Source organism: Amycolatopsis sp. NPDC051373 (assembly GCF_040689465.1).
Classification (GTDB): domain Bacteria; phylum Actinomycetota; class Actinomycetes; order Mycobacteriales; family Pseudonocardiaceae; genus Amycolatopsis.
Window position 1 is genome coordinate 82,113 of record NZ_JBFBAE010000031.1, and the last position, 19,131, is coordinate 101,243.

General features: G+C 71.5%; 17 protein-coding genes and 1 pseudogene. 10 read left to right on the plus strand and 8 right to left on the minus strand.

All coding sequences use genetic code 11. The annotated features are described in order from the left end of the window. The first annotated feature begins 75 nt into the window (after positions 1–75). Positions 76–906, plus strand: a complete 831-nt coding sequence (locus AB0383_RS41075; RefSeq protein ID WP_366190146.1) for a hypothetical protein — start codon at positions 76–78, stop codon at positions 904–906. A gap of 21 nt (positions 907–927) precedes the next feature. On the opposite strand, the gene AB0383_RS41080 is transcribed toward AB0383_RS41075, so the two are convergent. Further along, positions 928–1,185 carry a hypothetical protein gene (locus AB0383_RS41080; RefSeq protein ID WP_364177519.1) on the minus strand — a complete coding sequence of 86 codons (258 nt, stop codon included), beginning with the start codon at positions 1,183–1,185 and terminating at the stop codon, positions 928–930. Positions 1,186–1,469: 284 nt separating this feature from the next. On the opposite strand from AB0383_RS41080, the gene AB0383_RS41085 reads away from it, so the two are divergent. Then, a complete protein-coding gene (locus tag AB0383_RS41085; RefSeq protein WP_366190147.1) occupies positions 1,470–2,228 on the plus strand; it encodes a hypothetical protein in 759 nt (252 codons plus the stop codon). A 368-nt stretch (positions 2,229–2,596) separates the two neighbouring features. Here the strand turns inward: AB0383_RS41085 and AB0383_RS41090 are convergent, their stop codons facing one another. From AB0383_RS41090 to AB0383_RS41110, 5 genes are all read right to left on the minus strand, one after another. After that, a complete protein-coding gene (locus tag AB0383_RS41090; RefSeq protein ID WP_364177513.1) occupies positions 2,597–3,412 on the minus strand; it encodes an SAM-dependent methyltransferase in 816 nt (271 codons plus the stop codon). Positions 3,413–3,895: 483 nt separating this feature from the next. Beyond that, positions 3,896–5,305 carry an MFS transporter gene (locus AB0383_RS41095; protein WP_366190148.1) on the minus strand — a complete coding sequence of 470 codons (1,410 nt, stop codon included), beginning with the start codon at positions 5,303–5,305 and terminating at the stop codon, positions 3,896–3,898. A gap of 93 nt (positions 5,306–5,398) precedes the next feature. Further along, positions 5,399–6,187 carry a trypsin-like peptidase domain-containing protein gene (locus AB0383_RS41100; RefSeq protein WP_366190149.1) on the minus strand — a complete coding sequence of 263 codons (789 nt, stop codon included), beginning with the start codon at positions 6,185–6,187 and terminating at the stop codon, positions 5,399–5,401. A gap of 127 nt (positions 6,188–6,314) precedes the next feature. Beyond that, a complete protein-coding gene (locus AB0383_RS41105) occupies positions 6,315–6,701 on the minus strand; it encodes a hypothetical protein (RefSeq protein ID WP_366190150.1) in 387 nt (128 codons plus the stop codon). Positions 6,702–6,815: 114 nt separating this feature from the next. Then, positions 6,816–7,625, minus strand: a complete 810-nt coding sequence (locus AB0383_RS41110) for an alpha/beta hydrolase (protein WP_366190151.1) — start codon at positions 7,623–7,625, stop codon at positions 6,816–6,818. Positions 7,626–7,734: 109 nt separating this feature from the next. Here AB0383_RS41110 and AB0383_RS41115 point away from each other — a divergent pair, with 109 nt between their 5' ends. The 4 genes from AB0383_RS41115 (at position 7,735) to AB0383_RS41130 (ending at position 12,186) form a co-directional block, all read left to right on the plus strand. Further along, entirely contained in the window at positions 7,735–8,415 is a 681-nt protein-coding gene (locus tag AB0383_RS41115; RefSeq protein WP_366190152.1) for a GntR family transcriptional regulator, read from the plus strand. 77 nt (positions 8,416–8,492) lie between these two features. Beyond that, positions 8,493–9,911 carry an aldehyde dehydrogenase family protein gene (locus tag AB0383_RS41120; RefSeq protein WP_366190153.1) on the plus strand — a complete coding sequence of 473 codons (1,419 nt, stop codon included), beginning with the start codon at positions 8,493–8,495 and terminating at the stop codon, positions 9,909–9,911. 35 nt (positions 9,912–9,946) lie between these two features. Beyond that, positions 9,947–11,035: a Zn-dependent alcohol dehydrogenase gene (locus AB0383_RS41125; protein ID WP_366190154.1), complete on the plus strand. Its 1,089-nt coding sequence runs from the start codon at positions 9,947–9,949 to the stop codon at positions 11,033–11,035. After that, positions 11,035–12,186, plus strand: a complete 1,152-nt coding sequence (locus AB0383_RS41130) for an acyl-CoA dehydrogenase family protein (RefSeq protein WP_366190155.1) — start codon at positions 11,035–11,037, stop codon at positions 12,184–12,186. Before AB0383_RS41125 ends, AB0383_RS41130 begins: the two co-directional genes overlap by 1 nt. Positions 12,187–12,208: 22 nt before the next feature. Here AB0383_RS41130 and AB0383_RS41135 read toward each other — a convergent pair whose 3' ends face one another. Continuing rightward, positions 12,209–14,488 (minus strand): pyruvate dehydrogenase, encoded by a 2,280-nt coding sequence (locus AB0383_RS41135; RefSeq protein WP_364177484.1) that lies wholly within the window; start codon positions 14,486–14,488, stop codon positions 12,209–12,211. A 181-nt stretch (positions 14,489–14,669) separates the two neighbouring features. Between AB0383_RS41135 and AB0383_RS41140 the strand changes: the two genes are divergently transcribed. Both AB0383_RS41140 and AB0383_RS41145 read left to right on the plus strand, forming a co-directional pair. After that, positions 14,670–15,152, plus strand: a complete 483-nt coding sequence (locus AB0383_RS41140; protein ID WP_220241846.1) for an Lrp/AsnC family transcriptional regulator — start codon at positions 14,670–14,672, stop codon at positions 15,150–15,152. A 22-nt stretch (positions 15,153–15,174) separates the two neighbouring features. Next, positions 15,175–16,290: an acyl-CoA dehydrogenase family protein gene (locus AB0383_RS41145; RefSeq protein ID WP_366190156.1), complete on the plus strand. Its 1,116-nt coding sequence runs from the start codon at positions 15,175–15,177 to the stop codon at positions 16,288–16,290. 7 nt (positions 16,291–16,297) lie between these two features. Here AB0383_RS41145 and AB0383_RS41150 read toward each other — a convergent pair whose 3' ends face one another. After that, a complete protein-coding gene (locus tag AB0383_RS41150; RefSeq protein ID WP_364177479.1) occupies positions 16,298–16,594 on the minus strand; it encodes a DUF3040 domain-containing protein in 297 nt (98 codons plus the stop codon). Positions 16,595–16,814: 220 nt separating this feature from the next. On the opposite strand from AB0383_RS41150, the pseudogene AB0383_RS41155 reads away from it, so the two are divergent. Together AB0383_RS41155 and AB0383_RS41160 are read left to right on the plus strand one after the other, a co-directional pair. After that, a pseudogene (locus AB0383_RS41155) lies at positions 16,815–17,674 on the plus strand (LLM class F420-dependent oxidoreductase). Between the two features lie 45 nt (positions 17,675–17,719). Beyond that, complete coding sequence (locus AB0383_RS41160) at positions 17,720–19,021, plus strand: M1 family metallopeptidase (RefSeq protein WP_364177474.1); 1,302 nt, start codon at positions 17,720–17,722, stop codon at positions 19,019–19,021. Positions 19,022–19,131 lie beyond the last annotated feature (110 nt).

The window sequence follows — 19,131 nt, forward strand, 5'->3', positions numbered from 1 at the left end:
ACCCACACACGGGCCCTACCGGTCCTCCGGGCAGAATTGTCCGAACAGGTCTCGGAGAAGGGTGGGGGAGGACGGGTGCGCGGGTGCGGGGTCAAGGCGGCGATCGCTGCGGTCGTCGTGGTCCTCGTGGCCGTGGTCGTCGTGGTGGTGGTGCTGTCGCGCAGCGATGTCGCGACACCCGGGTGCACGGTCACGTTGCCGCAGGAGCCGGGTCAGCAGGATCCGACGCAGTACACGCTGCAGCCCGACCAGATGAGCAACGCGGCGACGATCGCCGCGGTGGCCTCGAAGGAGGGGCTGCCGTCGCACGCCGTCACGGTCGCGCTGGCCACCGCGTTGCAGGAGTCGAAGCTGCGCAACCTCAGCGGTGGTGATCGCGACTCGGTCGGCCTGTTCCAGCAACGGCCGAGCCAAGGCTGGGGCACACCGGCGCAGCTGCAGGACCCGGTCTACGCGGCCACGGCGTTCTACGAGAAGCTCGCCAAGCTCTCGGGCTGGGAGTCGATGCCCATCACCGAAGCGGCGCAGGCGGTGCAGCGCTCCGCCGCACCCGACGCCTACGCCCAGTGGGAACCCGTCGCGCGCGCCGCGGCGAGCGCGCTGACCGGCCAGATCCCGGCCGCGCTGACCTGCCGCAACATCACCGTCGGCCCCGCCACGGCCGACCTCGTGACGACCGCCAACGACGAGTTGGGCACGGCCCGCCTCAGCGGCGCCCACCCGGCCGCCCAGGGCTGGGCGATCAGCACCTGGCTGGTCGCCCGCGCCGCCACGGTGGGCGTCGACAAGGTCACCTTCGCCGGCCAAGCCTGGACGGCCGAGTCGGGTGCGTGGACGGCCGACCCGTCCGTCGGGCAGAACCTGACGTTGCACCAAGTGCCGGCTACGCCGCCCAGCTCGCGCTGACCGTCCACTTCGGACTTCGGCTCAACCCGCGAACGCGTCGACCCCGGTCAGCTCCGCGGAAAGCCGCCACAGCCGCGCCGCCGACTCCGCGTTGACGGCGTGGGAAGCGACACGGTTGACGGCCGTCGCCTCGTTGACCTCCGCCTCGACCCACCCGCGCTCCACCACCTCCTCACGCGAGAGGTGCCGCTGCAGCGGCCTCGCGATCGGCCCGGGGTGCAATGCGAACGCGCGGATTCCTTGCTGCTTCGCCAAAGCGTCGAGCTGCACGGCGAACAAGACGTTGGCGTGCTTGCCGTGTCTCCGGCGATGCCCCGAGTCTCGGGGCGGAAGGGCGGCACGTCCGCAAGGTCACCTTCAACGGCTGCAGGCGCCGGCGAACGGCTGATCCACTCGTACCGTGAAACGAGGCTCCCGGGCGCCGCGTGCGGCCGGGAGTCTCCTTTTGTGCCGCGTCGTCCGACCTTGCAGAATGTTGATCACGTGGGGCGGGAGGAACCGCCGGCGCGCGCCGGTCATCAGACCACGGCGCGAGACGGTGCAGCGGGAAGGTGGAACCGGAGATGACCTACTCACCTCAGCCAGGGCAGGGCGGCCGGCCCGGCCCCTACGGCCAGGGCTGGCAGCAACCCGGCCCGGGCGGGCAGCCGGGGTGGGTCCCCAACGCTCAGCAGCCCGGGCAGGCCCCGAACACGCAGCGGTACGCGCAGCCCTATCCGGGAACCCAGCCGTACCAGCAACAGGGCTGGGACCCGAACCAGCCGTACGGCGGGGGTTACGGCGGCGGCCCGAAGCCACCGAGGAACAGCAAGACCGGGCTGTGGATCGGCGTCGCGGTGGCCGTGGTGGTGGTCGTGGTGGCACTCGGCATCACCGGGTTCGTCGCGCCGGGTTTCTTCCTGAGCAAGGACTCCTCGAACACCACGGCGCAGATGCAGAACCCCGTCCCGCCCGCGCAGGCGTCGCGGCCGCAGCCGACGGGGTCGCGCCTGCCCACCGATGAGACCGCCGCCCCCGGCACCGGCGGCTCAGCATCGGCCGAGGGCAAACAGATCGTCGACGACTTCGTGGCCAAGCTCAACGCCAAGGACGCCTCCGGCGCCAGGGCCCTCGCGTGCAAGGGCGGTAGCGCCACCTTCAAGGACGACGTCGACGAAGCCATCGGCGGCGATCCGCAGCTGACAGTGGACGACTACAGCACCTCGACCAGGACCGCGGACCTCGGCGGTTCGTTGTCCGGTAAGGACGCCCACGGTTCGGTGCTCACCACCGATATCTACGGTGACTGGTGCGTCGACTTCTTTTACGTGCTGGCCTACTGACGCGCGCGGTCCCCACTGCCGTGGACGTTCGTCGCGTCCGTGCTGCTGCTCGTCGGGGTCGGCGGCTGGCTGCTGCCCGGCCCCGCGACAAGCCGCAGCGACGCACTGAAGACCGGTGGTCCCGCTTACAACCTGGGAGAACGATCTGTACCCGCAAGGTCGGGGATGTGGGACAGAAACGATCGTTTTCGCGCACTCCACGAGCCAAGCCCGGCTCCCACGCCAGCCTGGTTCTCACCCCGCCCGGGACCTTGCCTGGGCGGGATGATCCGCGCGCACGACGGGCGGTGGCGGCACCTGCGGCTTTCGCCAGCCGACTGATTGAGCCGCAGCGCGGTCACCCTTCTGCCGCCGCGTCAGCGGCACGGTCAGGGTTTGCGGCCCACGGCTGCGACCAGGCAGTGATCGGAGAGTTTGAGCGGCTGCACGCGGGGGCCCCCGGGCCACCAGTCGGCCGGCTGCACCAGGCCGGGCTTGAGCAGTTCGAGTCCGGCGAGCATGGCGTTGATCTCGGCGCGGGTACGGAAGTGGATCCGCCCGGAGGAGGCGCCTTGATATACGCGTTCGATGTTGCGGGCGACGACGCTGTATTCGTCGTCTTCGGGATCGAGGGCGTGGCTGAACACCAGATACGATCCTGACGGCAGAGCGTCGAGGTAGTCATGCAGCACTGCGGCCGGGTCGTCGGCGCAGAAGTGCAGGCTCATCGAGTGGATCAGTGCGATGGGTTTGTCCCAGTCGAGCTCACCGCGGACGGTCTGATCGGCAAGCAGCTTCGCGGGCTGGAAGATATCGCCGCTGACGAAGTGGGTTTGCATGTTGTCGGCCAGCAGCGCCCGGCCGTGGGCGAGCACCACCGGATCGTTGTCGACGTAGACCACGCGCGCGTCGCTGTTGGACCGTTGGGCGACCTCGTGGACGTTCTCGGCGGTGGGTAGCCCGGAACCACAGTCGAGGAACTGTTCGATGCCGACGTCGCGGGCCAGGAAGCGCACGGCGCGGATCAGAAATTCTCGAGCGACGATGGCCAGTTCTGTCACCTCGGGCGCCACGGCTTGTACCTTGCGCAGCATTTCCCGATCGACCTCGTAGTTGTCTTTGCCGCCCAAGCCCGCGTCGTAGACCCGGGCGGTACTCGGCACGGTCGGATCGATGACCATCGCAAGGTCGTCGGGCTCGCTCATGAGCAGCAACGTACCGCAAAGCGGTTGCGCCGCGACTTCGACCGAGTGCCCACCGTGATGACGAACCCGAACCGGCTCTGCTCTCAATACGGGAAACATGTGTTCCGTGTGCCTGAGCAGCAGAAAGGCCAGGTCTCCCGCGAAGGGAGCCCGGCTTCTCGTGGCTGCTGCAGGAGATCACGAGCCGCCACGGACCCGTCGGGCATCGGAGATCCAGACCTCGTCCATCATCCGCTGCGCGGATACCGGGCCGAACCCAGGCAGGGACCTCAACAGCAGCCGCAGGGAACAAGCCGTTGCCGATCCGGACGGTGCGGCCGCCCGCACGCGGGGAGCGCGAATCCGCGCTGGAGAAGGCGAAGCTGCTGCGACCAGACTCTGCCGGCAGCTGCACGCCTACAAGGACGGCGGCGACTGCGCTCTGGTGTTCTACCGCAGTGTCACGGCCATGGCTTCGAGGCAGGAGCTCGAGCGCGTTCCAGGTCAAGTTCGCGGGGCGAGCGACGGTACCGAAGGCGCGACCTCCGGCACGTGGTCCGTGCGTCGCCGGGTGGCGATCGCGAGGCCGGCCACGGAAGTGGCGACGCCGGTGCCGAGGATCAGCAGCCAGCCTCGCCGGAAGGCCGCGAGGTCCTGGGTGCCGGCGTAGATCGCGACGAGCACGGCGGTGCCGAGCACCGTGCCGATCTGGCGGCTGGTGTTGATCATCGACGAACCCGCGCCCCAGCGGCCGGCGGGCAGGACCGTGGCGACGATGCCGGAGACGCTCGGCATGGTGAGGCCCACGCCGGCGCCGGTCAGGAACTGTCCGGGCAGCATCGCCGTCAGGTAGGCCGGTTCGGACCCCATCCGCAGCAGCCACACCGTCACGCCGAGCGCCATGGCCAGGCCGCCGGCCGCGATCACCGGCCCGGGGCCCGTGCGGTGCGCGAGGCGGCCCGCGAGCTGCGACATCGGCACGACCACGAGCGGGCCGGGCGCCAGCGACAAGCCCGCCACGAGGATCGAGTCGTGCCACTGCGATGTCAGGAACAGCACGTTGCCGAACAGCATCGCGCCGAAGCCCGCCGAGTACACGGCAACCGCGAGGCACGCGAGCCACAGCGTCGGCACGCGCAGCGCCGGGAGGTCGAGCACCGGCACGGCGTGGCGCGCGGAGCGCCACGGGACCCACGCCAGCGCCACCGCGGCGACAGCGAACGCGATCAGCACGGCCGGCGAGCCCCAGCCGCGGTCGGGCGCCTCGACCAGTGCGTACGCGAGCGCCCCGACGCCGAAGAGCAGGCCGAGCGCGCCGAGGAAGTCGGGCACTCCGGTGGTGCCGTCGCGAGTTTCGCGCAGCACCCGCGGGCCGAACACGAGCGTGAGCACCCCGATCGGCAGGTTCACCAGGAACACCCAGCGCCACGACGCTTCCACCAGCAGGCCGCCGACCGGCGGACCGAGCGCCGCGGCCACCGCGCCGATCGACGCCCACACCCCGACCGCCATCGAGCGCCGGTGCGGTGGGAACGCGGTGAGCAGCAGGGCCAGCGCGGTCGGCATCACCAGCGCCGCGCCCACCGCCTGCAGCGCGCGGAACGCCACGAGCAGCTCGATCGACGTCGCCGCCGCGCACGCGGCCGAGGCCAGCGTGAACACCGCGACGCCCAGCAGGAACAGCCGCCGGCGGCCGTAACGGTCGGCCAGCCGGCCCGCCGGGGCGAGGAAGGCGGCGAAGAGCACGGTGTAGCCGTTGAGCACCCACGACGTCGTCGCGAGGTCGGCGCCGGTGAAGGCCGTGCGGATGGCCGGGAACGCGACCGTGACGATGAACAGGTCGAGGCTCGCCAGGAACGTCGCGGCCGAGACCACGAGCAGGACCGCGCCGGGACGGACCGGGGCTGGGGACATGGACGGGCTCCCGTCGAGCTCAGTTGGCAAAGGCAACCTAGCTGGCGGGAGTCGGTCCTCACAAGAGACTGTGCTGGTTGTTACTCGGTGGGCTCAGCCGGTGACGGAATCGTAGAGCCGCTGGATGTCGTCGTCGAAGTACGCGCTGTAGGACACGTCCGGGGTGTCGCCGCCCTGCTCGTAGCCGCCGATCACGCCGACCACCGTGCCGAGCCCGGTCGCCGGGTCGGCCGCCGTGACCCACGGGCCGCCGCTGGTGCCGTCGGGGAAACCGGGGCATTCCACGCGCTGCTGGTAGGTGTCCGACTGGGTCGTGGTGTTCGCGCAGACGACCGGGGCGTCGGCCGTGTCCGGGTAGCCGGTGAGCGTGATGGGGTTCGTGAAGCCCCGGTCGACGCCGAGCTGGTTCGCTCCGGTCAGGCTTTCCAGCGACGCGGCGGTGCCGGGCTGGGCGACGGTGAGGAACGCGAAGTCGAGGTCCTGGTCGGCCGAGGCCGTCCAGCCCGCCGGCACGGCCGCGGCGGTCACCGTCCAGCTGCCGTAGGGGGCGACGCCGTCGTGGTAACCGGGCTCGAACGTCAGGCCCTCGGTGCCGCCGCCGAGGCAGTGCGCGGCGGTGAGGACGAGGTCGCCGGCCGGGCTGTGGACCACGCTGGCGGAGCAGAAGTGTTTGCCTCCGGAGAACAACGCGCCGACCGCATCGGTGGCCGCGGTCGTGGGCGTGGGTGACGGGGTCTCGGGCACGGCCGCACTCGCGACGGTGTCGCTGCCGAGCAGCCCGCCGGAGTCCGCGACCGAGGCGGACACCGCCGCGCCGCCCGTCAGCACCAGCACCGCGGCGGCAGACACCGCCAGCGCCGCCCGGGAAACGTTGATCACCACCCGTTCAGGTCAGCACGCTTTCAGGCGCAAAGCACGCCGAGCGCCCGGATGCACAGCAACCTCACAGTGGCGCCGAACGGTGGTGGCGGCCCGGGGGATCCCGCCGCCGGGATCCCCCGGATCCGGCTCAGAAGCGCGTCACCAGCAGGGTCACGCCCGCTTCGCCGCCGCAGTCGACCAGGACCGGCCCGACCCCCGAGCCGATCTGGTCCGACACGCGGGCGGTGGCCCGGTAGTGCGCCGGGTTCGGGTCGGCGACGTGGATGTCGACGAGCGCCGGGTGGTCCGGCAGCCCGCCCAGCACGGACTTCAGCCCGGTGCCGCCGCCGCAGTTCCCGGTGATCGAGACTTCCTGGCCCCGCGCGGTGGCCGGGTTGGGGCTCACGTGCACGGTGGCCCGCGCGCCCTCCGGCGGCTGGTCGCCGCTGGCCGACGCGGTGGTGATCCCGATCGTGCCCGCCGCCGCCAGCGTCACGGCCACGGCCGCCACCAGCACTGTTTTCCTGTTCCTCACAGCGTTCTCCCTCCTCGGGTGTCCACTTCGGACACCAGCCGGCGGGCCCCACGGCGTGGGGCCCGCCGGGCTAGACGCCCAGGGAGACGGCGGAGGTTCTCCATGTGATCCGGATCACTGAAGATCGTCGAGGAACGCGGTGAGCACGGCCTCGTATGCCTCCGGGGTCTCGTCCTGCGGGGTGTGGCCGGCGCCGGGCAGCACCTGCACTTCGCCGCGCCACAGCCGAGGTGAGGTGACGGTGCGCAGGTACTCGAGGTTCACCAACTGCTCCTCGGCGCCGTGCAGGATCGCCACCGGCACGCGGGAGCCGGCGACGATCGCGCGCTCGTCGGCGTTCTCGACGCTCTGCAGGCTGCGGCCGAGCGCCGCGCGCGCCTCGGGGTCGGTGGCGAGGATGTGGGCGACCGCCGCGTCGACCGGCAGGGGCGAGCCGAGCGCGAGCTGGGCGCGGGCGTACGCCGTCGCGTTCTCTCGGGACACCTCGCCGGTGAACCCGGTGGCCACGGCCGGGTTCGGCAGGAAGGCCGTGGCGAGGTCGGCCGGCGACGCGACCGGCGGTGTGCCGTGCACGACGATCCCGCGCACGCCGGGCAGCCGTGTCGAGGCCGAGAGCGCGATGTGCCCGCCGAGGCTCCAGCCGACGAGCACGGCGTCACCGGCGCCCGCCGCTTCGGCGAAGTCCGCGACCACGCGGGCGTAACCGGGGATCGAGTAGGTGGCCGGGTCTTTCGCGCGCGCCGACTCGCCGTGGCCCGGCAGGTCTAGCGCGAGCACGCGGAACCGCTGTCCGAAGGCGCCGTCGAGCACCCGCGCCCACGCCGCCGAGGACGAGGAGTTGCCGTGCACGAACACCACGGCGGGGCCGGAACCGGGGCTGGTGCGGTAGGCGATCCGCTGCCCGCCCGCGTCGAGGGTTTCCATGCGGCGCACGCTAGGCCGGGAGGCGCCCGCGCGGTAGCGGCCGCACGGCGGATCGTCCGGCGCTACGATGGCGTGAATCGTCGCCGGAGCCCCGCAGGGTGGTCGTTTCGTGGCAGAAGCCGGACAGACGCGGCAGCCCGGGGAGCGCCTGAGCCCGCGAGTGGCCAAGCAGGTTCGCGACCTCATCATGAGCGGCGCCGTGCGCGGCGGCGAACGGCTGCGCACCGAGCACCTCGCCGAACAGCTCGGCGTGAGCGCGACTCCGGTGCGCGAAGCGCTGATGTCGCTCACCGGTGAGGGCATGGTCGATTTCCGGCCGGGCCGGGGCTTCAGCGTGGTGCCGGTGACGCGCCAGGACGTGACCGACCTCTACGACACTCAGGCGTACCTCTCCGGCGAGCTCGCGGCCCGCGCGGCGGGGCGGCTCACCGCCGCGGACCTCGCCGGCCTGGCAGAGCTGCAGGCGGAGCTGGAACGCGCCGTGGCCGCCGGAGATCTCGACGCCACCGAACGCGCCGACTTCGAGCTGCACCGCCGCGTGAACCACGCCGCGGCCGCACCGAAGCTCACCTGGATGCTGTCGCTGACGCTGCGGTACGTGCCGTTCACCGCCTACGCCGACATCCCCGGCTGGCCGCTCGCCGCGCGTGACGGCCACGAGCCGATCCTCGCCGCGCTGCGCGAAGGGGCCACCGCGCCGGCGCGCGCCGCGATGAGCGCGCACATCCGGCTCGCCGGCGATCTGCTCGTCGACTTTCTCGCGGCGCAGGGCGTGCTGGCGGGCGAGTGACGAATCCGCACTGGGCACACGACCGGGGTTTTCTATAGAATCCGCCGCGAAGGCGGTTCCCGGTCGAAGGAGACTCGGTGCAAGAGCGCAACGTGCTGTACATCGGCGGCGAGTGGGTCCCGGCGGCGGGAGCCGCCACGATCGCCGTCGAGAACCCGGCCACCGAACAGGTGCAGGCGCAGATCCCGGAGGGCTCGGCCGACGACGTCGACCGAGCGGTGCGGGCGGCACGTGAGGCCTTCCCGGCGTGGTCGGCCACCACGCGCGCCGAGCGCGCGGGGCTGCTGCGCAAGCTCCACGAAGGACTCGCCAAGCGGGCCGAGGAGATCGGCGAGACGATCGCGCGCGACGTCGGCACGCCGCTGCGCATCGCCACGCGCATCCAGGCCGCGCTGCCGCAGACCGACGTGCAGACGTACGTGGACCTGCTCGGCGAAGACGCGCCGGAGGAGAAGGTCGGCAACTCGCTGATCGTGCGCGAGGCCGCCGGGGTCGTCGCGGCGATCACGCCGTGGAACTACCCGCTGCACCAGATCACCTGCAAGATCGCGCCCGCGCTGGCCGCCGGCTGCACCGTGGTCGTGAAGCCCAGCGAGGTCGCGCCGCTGAGCGCCTACCAGCTGTTCGACGCGATCCACGAGGCCGGTTTCCCGGCCGGCGTGGTCAACCTGGTCACCGGCTTCGGCCCGGTGGTCGGCGAGGCGCTCGCGACGCACCCGGAGGTCGACGTCGTGTCGTTCACCGGTTCCGTGCCCGCTGGCACGCGCGTGGCCGAGGTCGCCGCGCGCTCGGTCAAGCGCGTGACGCTGGAGCTGGGTGGCAAGTCCGCCAACGTGATCCTCGACGACGCCGACCTGGCCACCGCCGTGAAGGTGGGCGTCTCCAACGCTTTCCTCAACGCCGGCCAGACCTGCACGGCGTGGACGCGCATGCTCGTGCCGCGCGAGAAGCACGAGGAAGCCGTTGCGCTGGCGAAGAAGTTCGCCGAGGGCTTCACCCCCGGCGACCCGCTGGACGCGAAGACGAAGCTCGGCCCGCTGGTGTCGGCCGCGCAACGGGAGCGCGTGCGGGAGTTCATCGCGAAGGGCGTCTCCGAAGGCGCGACGCTGGTGACCGGCGGCGCCGAAACCCCCGAAGGGCTCGACACCGGCTACTTCGTGCGGCCGACCGTGTTCGCGGGTGTGGACCCGGACTCGACGATCGCTCAGGAGGAGATCTTCGGCCCCGTGCTGTCGATCATTCCGTTCGACGACGAGGAAGACGCGCTGCGGATCGCCAACAACTCGAAGTACGGTCTGCACGGCGCCGTGTGGTCGGGCGACCAGGATCGCGCACTGGCGTTCGCGCGCCGCGTGCGCACGGGCCAGATCGACGTGAACGGCGGCGCCTACAACCCGCTCGCGCCCTTCGGCGGCTACAAGGCCTCCGGCGTCGGCCGCGAGATGGGCCGGCCCGCGCTCGACGAGTTCACCGAGATCAAGTCCATCCAGCTCTGAACCGGATTCTCAAGCGCGACGAAGGAGAAGACACCGTGGTCAAAGCCGTGGTCGTGCGCGAGCCGGGTGCCGTGCCCGAGGTTCGCGACATCGTGCTGCCGCCCGTCGGTCCCGCCGACGTACGGGTGCGGATCGCCGCCGCCGGCGTCTGCCACTCCGACCTCTCGATGGTCGACGGCACGCTGAAACCGCAGTACCCGTTCGTGCCCGGGCACGAAGCTTCGGGCATCGTCGCCGAGACCGGTGCGCAGGTCACGCATGTGAAGCCCGGCGACCGCGTCGTGCTCAACTGGGCCGCGGCGTGCCGCGAATGCTGGTTCTGCCAGGCCGGGGAGCCGTGGCTGTGCTCCACGATCGAAGGCATCACGACCTTGCCGCGCGGCGAGGTGGACGGCGAGCCGCTCAACGTCGTGCTCGGCGTCGGCGGCTTCGCCGAGGAGACGGTGCTGCCCGGCAAGTCCGTGGTTCCGCTGCCCGACGGGGTGCCGCTCGACCTGGCGGCGCTGATGGGCTGCGCGGTGCTCACGGGCGTCGGCGCCGTGCGCAACACCGCGAAGGTCCGCAGCGGACAGTCGGTGCTCGTCATCGGCCTCGGCGGCATCGGGCTGTGCGCGGTGCTGGGTGCGAAGCTCGCGGGCGCGTCGCCGATCATCGCCGTGGACGTCTCGCCGGAGAAGGAAGAGCTGGCCCGCGCGGCGGGGGCGACGCACTTCCTGCTGAGCGAGGAGAAGCTCGCCAAGCAGGTGCGGGGCCTCACCGAGGGCCGCGGTGCCGACCACGCCTTCGAGTGCGTGGGCGCGGCCGCGACGATCCGCACGGCGTGGAGCTCGGTGCGCCGCGGCGGGCACTGCACGGTGGTCGGCGTCGGGCGGCGCGACCAGGAGGTGGTCTTCAACCCGCTGGAGATCTTCCACTTCGCGCGTACGCTCACCAGCACCGTCTACGGGGCCTCTGACCCGGACCGCGACATTCCGGTGCTCGCCGAAGAGGTGCGCGCCGGTGAGCTGAACCTGGAAAGCCTGGTGACGCACCGCATCTCTCTCGACGAGGTGCCCGAGGCGTTCGACCGGATGCGCGCGGGCCAGGGCGCCCGCTCGCTGATCCGGATCGAGGCGGAGGCCTGATGGGGGAGCTCGACACCGAGGAACAGGCCATTGTGGACACAGTGGCCGAGTTCGTCGACCGCGACGTTCGCCCGGTGGCGCGCGACCTGGAGCACTCGGACACCTACCCCGAGGCGCTGATCGAGCGCATGAAGGAGCTCGGTGTCTTCGGGCTGGCCATCCCGGAGCCCTACGGCGAGGTCATGGTGTCCACGCCGTGCTACGCGCTCGTCACCGCGGAGCTCGCGCGCGGCTGGATGAGCCTCGCGGGCGCGATGGGCGGCCACACTGTCGTCGCGAAGCTGCTGCTCATGTACGGCACGGAAGATCAGAAGCAGAAGTACCTGCCGCGCATGGCGACCGGTGAGCTACGGGCCGCGATGGCGCTCACCGAACCGGGTGGCGGCTCCGACCTGCAGGCGATGCGCACGCGCGCCCGCCGGGTCGACGACGGGTACGTGGTCGACGGCACCAAGACGTGGATCACCAACGCGCGCCGCGCGGGCCTGGTCGCGTTGCTGTGCAAGACGGATCCCGAGGCCGAGCCCAAGCACCGGGGCATCAGCGTGCTGCTGATGGAGAAGGTGCCCGGCTTCGAGGTCTCGCGCGACCTGGGCAAGCTCGGGTACAAGGGTGTGGAGACCTGCGAACTGTCCTTTTCGGACTGCCACGTTCCCGCGTCGGCGTTGCTGGGCGGGGAAGAGGGCCGCGGCTTTGCGCAGATGATGCGCGGCCTGGAGATCGGCCGGATCCAGGTCGCCTCGCGCGCGCTCGGCGTCGGCCGAGCCGCGTTCGACGACGCGTTCCGCTACGCGCAGGAACGCGAGTCGTTCGGCAAGCCGATCTGGAAGCACCAGGCGGTGGGCAACCACCTCGCCGGCATGGCGACGAAGCTGACGGCCGCGCGGCAGCTCATCCTGCACGCCGCGCGCCAGTACGACTCCGGCGCGCGCTCCGATCTCGAGGCCGGCATGGCGAAGCTGTTCTGCTCCGAGGCCGCGATGGAGGTGGCGCTCGACGCCATCCGCGTGCACGGCGCCTACGGCTACTCCACCGAGTTCGACGTGGAGCGCTACTTTCGCGACGCCCCGCTGATGATCGTCGGCGAGGGCACCAACGAGATCCAGCAGGACGTGATCGTGCGCCAGCTCATCGCCCGCGGTGGTCTCTGACCGACCGCGGGCGATCAGCGCGTCAGTCCGCGACGTCCAGCGCGGCGCGGATGATGTTGTCGGTGTCGATGCCGTGGTGGCGGTACACGCTCTCCAGGTCGCCCGACTGCCCGAACCGCGTCACGCCCAGGTGCGCGGCCCGCACGCGGTGCACGTTGGCTAGGAAAGCGAGCGTGTGCGGGTGCCCGTCGAGCACTGTCACCATCGGTGCGGAGCGCTCGGACGGCAGCGCCGAGTCGAGGATCCACGTGTCGGCGCTGTCCTGGCCCGAGCGCGCCTGCAGCGCGCGGAAGAGCAGGCCCGCGCTCGTCACGCACACGACGTCGGCGTGCTTGCCCAGCGCGTCGAGGCGGTCGGCGGCGGCGAGCGCCTCGGTGACCATCGCGCCCATCGCCACGATCGTCACGTCCGGGCGCGCGACCGCGGCCGTGCGGATCGGGTAGGCGCCGGCCACGACCTGGCGGCGGCGGCGTTCACGCGCGGCCGGGTCGGTGGGCACCGCGGCCAGGTTCTGCTCCACGGGCCGGGTCGAGAGCCGCAGGTACGCCGACGTGCCGTCGGGCCGGCCGAGGCGCGCCAGTGATGCCAGCAGCGTCCACTCGACGTCGATCGCGAACGCGGGCTCGTAGGTGATGCAGCCGGGCTGCTCGAGCCCGACCGACGGAGTGGTCACCGACTGGTGCGCACCGCCTTCCGGCGCCAGCGTGACGCCCGACGGCGTGCCGACGAGGATCGACTGCCCGCCGCCGTAGATGCCGAACGACCACGGTTCCAGGGCGCGCTCTACGAAGGGGTCGTAGAGCACGCCGATGGGCAGCAGCGGCCGGCCCCAGCGCGACCACGTGGTGCCCAGCTCGCCCAGCGCGCTCACCAGGTTCACCTCGGCGATGCCCAGCTCCAGGTGCTGGCCGGTGGGCCGCTCGCGCCAGTGCAGGATCGTCTCGGGGTCGTCGGCGAACCAGTCCACGCGCTCCTGCGGCGACCACACGCCGACCTTGTTGACCCAGCCGCCGAGGTTGGTGCTCGACGAGACGTCGGGGCACAGCGTCACCACGAGCTTCGCGGCGTCGGGCGCTTCCCGCGTGAGGTCCAGCAGCGCGCGGCCGAGCGCGGCCTGCGTGGTCGTGCGGCCCGACGGAGTGCGGCCGATGTCGGTGGGAATGGCCGGAACCTCGTGGACGACAACGGGTTCGCGGTGCAGCCGCGTGGCTGTTTCGGCGCACAGCCGAGCGGCGGCCGAGCTTTCGGGGAACTTGTGCCACGGGTCGTCGACCGACGTGCCGACGCGCTCGGCCAGCTGCCCGAGCTGCTCGGCCGTGAGCAGCGACGAGTGGTTCTGCGGGTGGCCCTCGCTAGCGAGGCCGAAGCCCTTGACGGTGTAGGCGAAGATCACCGTGGGACGGCGGTCGTCGATGGCGTCGAACGAGTCGAGCAGCGCCGACAGGTCGTGGCCGCCGAGGTTGCGGATCGCCGCGTGCAGGGTCTCGTCGTCGAGCGAGTCCAGCAGCGGCGCCAGCTCGGCCGACGCGAGGCGCTCGCGCAGCTGGGCCGGCGTGCAGCGCAGCAGGCGCTGGTACTCGGGATTGGGCATGTCGTCGATGCGCCGGCGCAGGGCTTCGCCGCCCGGGCGTTCGAACAGCTCCTGCAGGAGGCGGCCGTACTTGACGGTGAGCACCTGCCAGCCCGCCGCGTCGAACATGCCCTGCAGGCGCGTGGCGCCGATGTTGGGCACCACGCGGTCGAGCGACTGGCGGTTGAGGTCGACGATCCACACGACCTCGCCGAGCTCCTGCACGTTCGGGTCGAGGATCGACTCCCAGACCGCGCCCTCGTCGAGCTCCGCGTCGCCGACGAGCGAGTACTGGCGGCCGGTGCCCGCGCCGCCGGTGGTCGACTCGACGTAGCGCCGCGCCAGCGCGCCCCAGATGGGCGCGGTGGCGCCGATGCCGACCGAGCCCGTGGAGTAGTCGACCTGGTCGGGGTCCTTCGAACGCGACGGGTAGCTCTGCAGGCCGCCGAACTCGCGCAGCGACGTCAGATACTTCTCGTCGAGGCCATCGAGCAGGTAGTTGATCGCGTGGAGCACGGGGGAGGCGTGCGGCTTCACCGACACCCGGTCCTCGGCGCGCAGCCGCGCGAACCACAGCGCGGTCATGATCGAGACCATCGACGCGCTGGAGGCCTGGTGGCCGCCGACCTTGAGGCCGGTCGGGTTGGGGCGCACGCGGTTCGCGTGGTCGATGATCGCGGTCGAAAGCCAGAGCACGCGGTCCTGCACCTCGCGCAGGACTTCCGTGTCCACTGCGGTTCCTGGTGTGCGCTCGGCGGCTGGACTGCTCACGACGACAACGACCTCTCTGCGATTTTCTTGGGCGTAACGCGGTCTTCAGTCCAACAGAGCTGGGTATGATGCACAACCGATGGTCTGTTCAGTGAGCAGAACGCCCAGAATCGCGCCTCAGGCGCCGAGAGGACTGCGCACCATGCCCAGTGGCCAGCGGCTCGACGCCACCGACGCCCGGATCCTGCTCGCGCTCAACCGCAACCCGCGCGCCACCGCGGTCGCGTTGGCCGATGAGCTCGGGCTCTCGCGCAACACGGTGCAGAGCCGCCTCGCGCGGCTGGAACAAGGCGACTCGCTGCGCTCGGTCGAGCACCGGATCGACCCCGCCGCGCTCGGCTACCCGCTCACGGCGTTCGTGACCGTGCAGGTCACGCAGCGGCTGCTCGACGAGGTCGGCCGCGCGCTGGCCGCCGTGCCGGAGGTGCTGCAGGTGCGCGGGCTGACCGGGCAGTCCGACCTGCTGGTGCACGTCGTGGCCCGCGAGGCCGACGATCTCTACCGCATCGCCGGGCAGATGCTCGAGATCCCCGGCGTGGAGCGCACGCACAACGCGCTCGTGATGCGCGAGATGGTGCCCTACCGGATCACGCCGCTGCTGGAGCGCGCCGTGGCCGGGAAGTGAGCCGCGAGGGCACACTGGAGCCGTGAACGATCTTGTCGCGCGGGCGCGGAAGCTGCGGCCCCTGCTCACCGCCGAGGCCGCGCAGGGGGAGACCGACCGCAGGCTCACCGACAAATCCGTGCGCGCACTCGACGACGCCGGCCTGTTCCGGCTCGGCACGCCGCGGCGCTTCGGCGGCCACGAGGCCGGCCTGCGAACGCTGCTGGACATCGGCGCGGAAGCGGGCGAGGCGGACGGCGCGACGTCGTGGGTGCTCACGCTCGTGAACGCGTGCGCGTGGGTGGTGAGTCTCTTCCCGGAGCAAGCGCAGGAGGACGTTTTCGGGGCGGACGCGCAGGCGAAGATCGCGGGCGCGCTCGCGCCGACCGCCCGGGCCGAGCGGGTGCCCGGCGGGTACCGCGTCGAAGGGCGCTGGCCGTACGCGTCGGGGATCGCGCACGCGGGCTGGGCGCTGCTCGGGATCCCCGTGGGGGACAGTGGCGAACCCGCGATGGCGCTCGTGCCGGCGAGCGACTACGGCATCGAGCACACGTGGGCCGTCGCCGGCATGCGCGGCACGGGCAGTGACACCGTGGTCGCGGACGAGCTCTTCGTGCCCGAGCACCGCGTCGTGCGGACGGCCGCGCTTCTGGAACGTGTTTCAGTCTTCGCGCCGTATCTGACCGTGGTGCTGGCGGCGCCGCAGCTGGGGCTCGGCCGGGCCGCGCTGCGCCTGGTGCGCGAGGCCGCGTCGGCAAAAGGTGTGACCGGAACCGCCTATGCGCGCCAAGCCGACTCGGCAGTGTTCCAGGTGCGCTTCGCCGAAGCCGCGTTGAAAATCGACACCGCGCACCTGCACTCCGCGCGGGCCGCGGACGACGTCGACGCGGCCCTCTCGTGCGGCGAACCGATGACCGAACTGGCGCGGGCGCGGGTGCACGGGGACATCGGACTGGCCGTGCAGAGCGTCGTCGACGCGATCGGAATCCTCGTGGCGGCGCACGGCACGGGAGGGTTCGCCGACGGGTACCCGTTGCAGCGCATCTGGCGCGATGCGAACTTCGCACTGACCCACGCGATGGCACAGCCGGCGGTGAACCACGAGATCTACGGCAAGGCGCTGCTCGGTGTCCGGCCGAACATCACCGCAATGCTCTGAGCCTGCGCTAGGCCTTCGCGTCGTCGGCAGTGTGGTCGCGCTTGTGCATGAGGATCGACCGGTGGATCCAGACGAGCACCGGGATCGTGACGAGGCCCCACAGGAACATGCCGGTGCTGCCGGCCAGCAGCCCGACCACGATCATCAGCACCACGGTGATGTCTGCGAGGATCAAGGTGGTGAGCCACGTGCGCGACCGCACGGGCGGGGCGCCGGCGCTCAGGGCCGCGACGAAGTCGGGGTCGCTCGCGGCCAGCTCTTCTTCGATCTTCCGCAGTGCACTGCGGTCACGATGGGGAAGCATGACCCCCTCCTCAGGACGGATCGGGCCGGGTGATCGCCCCTACCAGTTCAGTACCCCGGCCCACCCCACGTCAAGCGCCGCTTTTCCAGGAATAATCGCCAAACCGGACGGGCGGTGCGGTGCTCCGTGGCCCGAAGGCCACCTGCTCACTGTAGAACACTTCCGGCGGCCAGGCGGATTTCGTTGCAAACTGAAACACGTTCTAATACTGTCGGAAGTCGTGAGATACGGCATCGTGCTCTTCACGAGCGACCGCGGGATCACCCCCGCGGCGGCGGCGCAGGCTGCCGAATCGGCCGGGTTCGACACCTTCTACGTCCCCGAGCACACGCACATCCCGGTCAAGCGCACGGCCGCGCACCCGCGCACCGGCGACGCGAGCCTGCCCGACGACCGGTATCTGCGCACGCTCGATCCGTGGGTCTCGCTCGCCACCGCGGCCTCGGTCACCACGCGCATCCGCGTGGCCGCGGCGGTCGCGCTCCCGGTGGAGAGCGACGCGATCACGCTCGCCAAGCGATCGCCACGCTGGACCACCTCTCGGGTGGGAGAGTCACGCTCGGCGTCGGGTTCGGGTGGAACACCGACGAGTTGGCCGACCACGGCGTGCCGGCGGGCAAGCGCCGCACCGTGCTGCGCGAGTATCTCGACGCGATGCATGCCTTGTGGACCGACGAGGTCGCGAGCCACGACGGCGAGCACGTGGCGTTCGGCCCGAGCTGGGCGTGGCCGAAACCGGTGCAGGAGCGGATTCCCGTGCTCGTGGGCGCGGTCGGAACCGAGCGCACGTTCCGCTGGATCGCGCGCTCGGCCGACGGCTGGCTCACCACACCGTCCGAAGTGGACGTCGAGGAGAACGTCGGGCTGTTGCGGGAGATCTGGCGCGCCGAGGGTCGCGCGGGTGAGCCGGAGGTGGCCGCGCTCGGGCCGCGGCCCGATCCCGAAGGTCTCGCGCGGCTCGAAGCGGCCGGGGTCACGGAGGTGATCTTCGGGCTGCCGGACCGCGAGCCGGCCGAGGTCCTGGCCTGGCTCGGGCGGCTCGCGGGCAAACTCGATCACGGAACCCTCATCCGGCCCTGACAAGTTCCTGACCGGTTCGGCCCGCCGTTCTGCCAGCCTGGCGCGGTGCTGAAGAGAGTGTGGGCGACCGCGGTCGCCACCGGCTCGATCCTCGTGCTCGACGTCGCGCTGGACTACGACCCCGCGAAGCCCGATTTCCTCACCGGCGACACGACGGCCGACGCCGTCGCCACCCAGGACCTGAGCCGTTTCGATCTCGATCTCGAGGGCTTCACCGTGCAGGGCGTGACGGTGGCGGGCGCGCCCGCGGCCTTCACGCGCACCGGCGAGCACGAGCTCGTGATCACGCCCGCCGAGCCCCTGCGGCGCGGGCAGTCCTTCCGAGTGCGTGTGCGCTACCGGGGCACACCGGGCTTCTTCTGGATGACCGCCGACGACGCGGGCGCGGTGCACGCGTTCGGCGAGCCGCATTCCGCGTCGAGCTGGTACCCGGTGAACGACCACCCGTCGGACAAGGCGAGGTCCCACCTCGCCGTGACGATGCCGGACCTGCCGGGCTGGGCCGTGGTGGGCAACGGGGTGCCCGCGCCGCCGGTGGCGCGCGGCGGGCGCGAGACGTTCTCGTGGACCGAGGACCACCCCGTGGCTTCCTACTTGACGGGCGTGGTGATCGACCGGATAACCGTCCACACGGGACACCTTGCCGACGGCACCCCGGTCGTCGACGCGTACACCACGGGCGCGGAGGCCGCGAAGCCGTTCGAGGACCGGCTGCCCGAGGTGCTCGGCTTTCTCGCCAGTCGCTTCGGCGAGTACCCGTTGTCCTCGGCGGGCGGGATCTTCTACCCCGGCGACACCGGTGGCGGGTTCGAACTGCAGGACCGGCCGGTCTACTCGGGCGGGGTCCCCCCGGAGCGGTTCACCGACATCGTGCACGAGCAGGCGCACCAGTGGTTCGGCGACAGCGTCTCGGTGGCGCGCTGGTCCGACATCTGCCTCAAGGAGTGCTTCGCCACCTACGCGGAATGGCTGTGGCGGGAGGCGAAGGAAGGCCACGACCTCGACGCCGACTACCGCGCGGCGCTCACCGACGCCGCCGCCGACCCGGGCTTCTGGAAGATCCCCCTCGCGGACCCGGGCGACGGGTTCTACGGCGGCTCCTACACCGTAGGCCCGCTCATGCTGCACGCGCTGCGCCGCACCGTCGGCGACCCCGTGTTCTTCCGGACGCTGCGCGATTTCCTCGGCCAGCACCGCGACGCCAACGCCTCCTGGGCCGACTTCGAGCACCTCGCGGCCCACGAGTACGGCCACGACCTCACCGGCTTCTTCACCGCGTGGGCCCACAGCACCGTGATCCCGCTCGAGCCCTACCTCCACCCCGGAACCCTGAAGGACAACGCGTGAGCTGGTACAAAACGCTCGCCCTCGTCGCGAGCGGAGCGGCGGCGCTCGGCATGGCGCAGCCGCCGGCGATCGGCGCGGACGGCGTCGGCGACCCCTACTTTCCCCGGGAC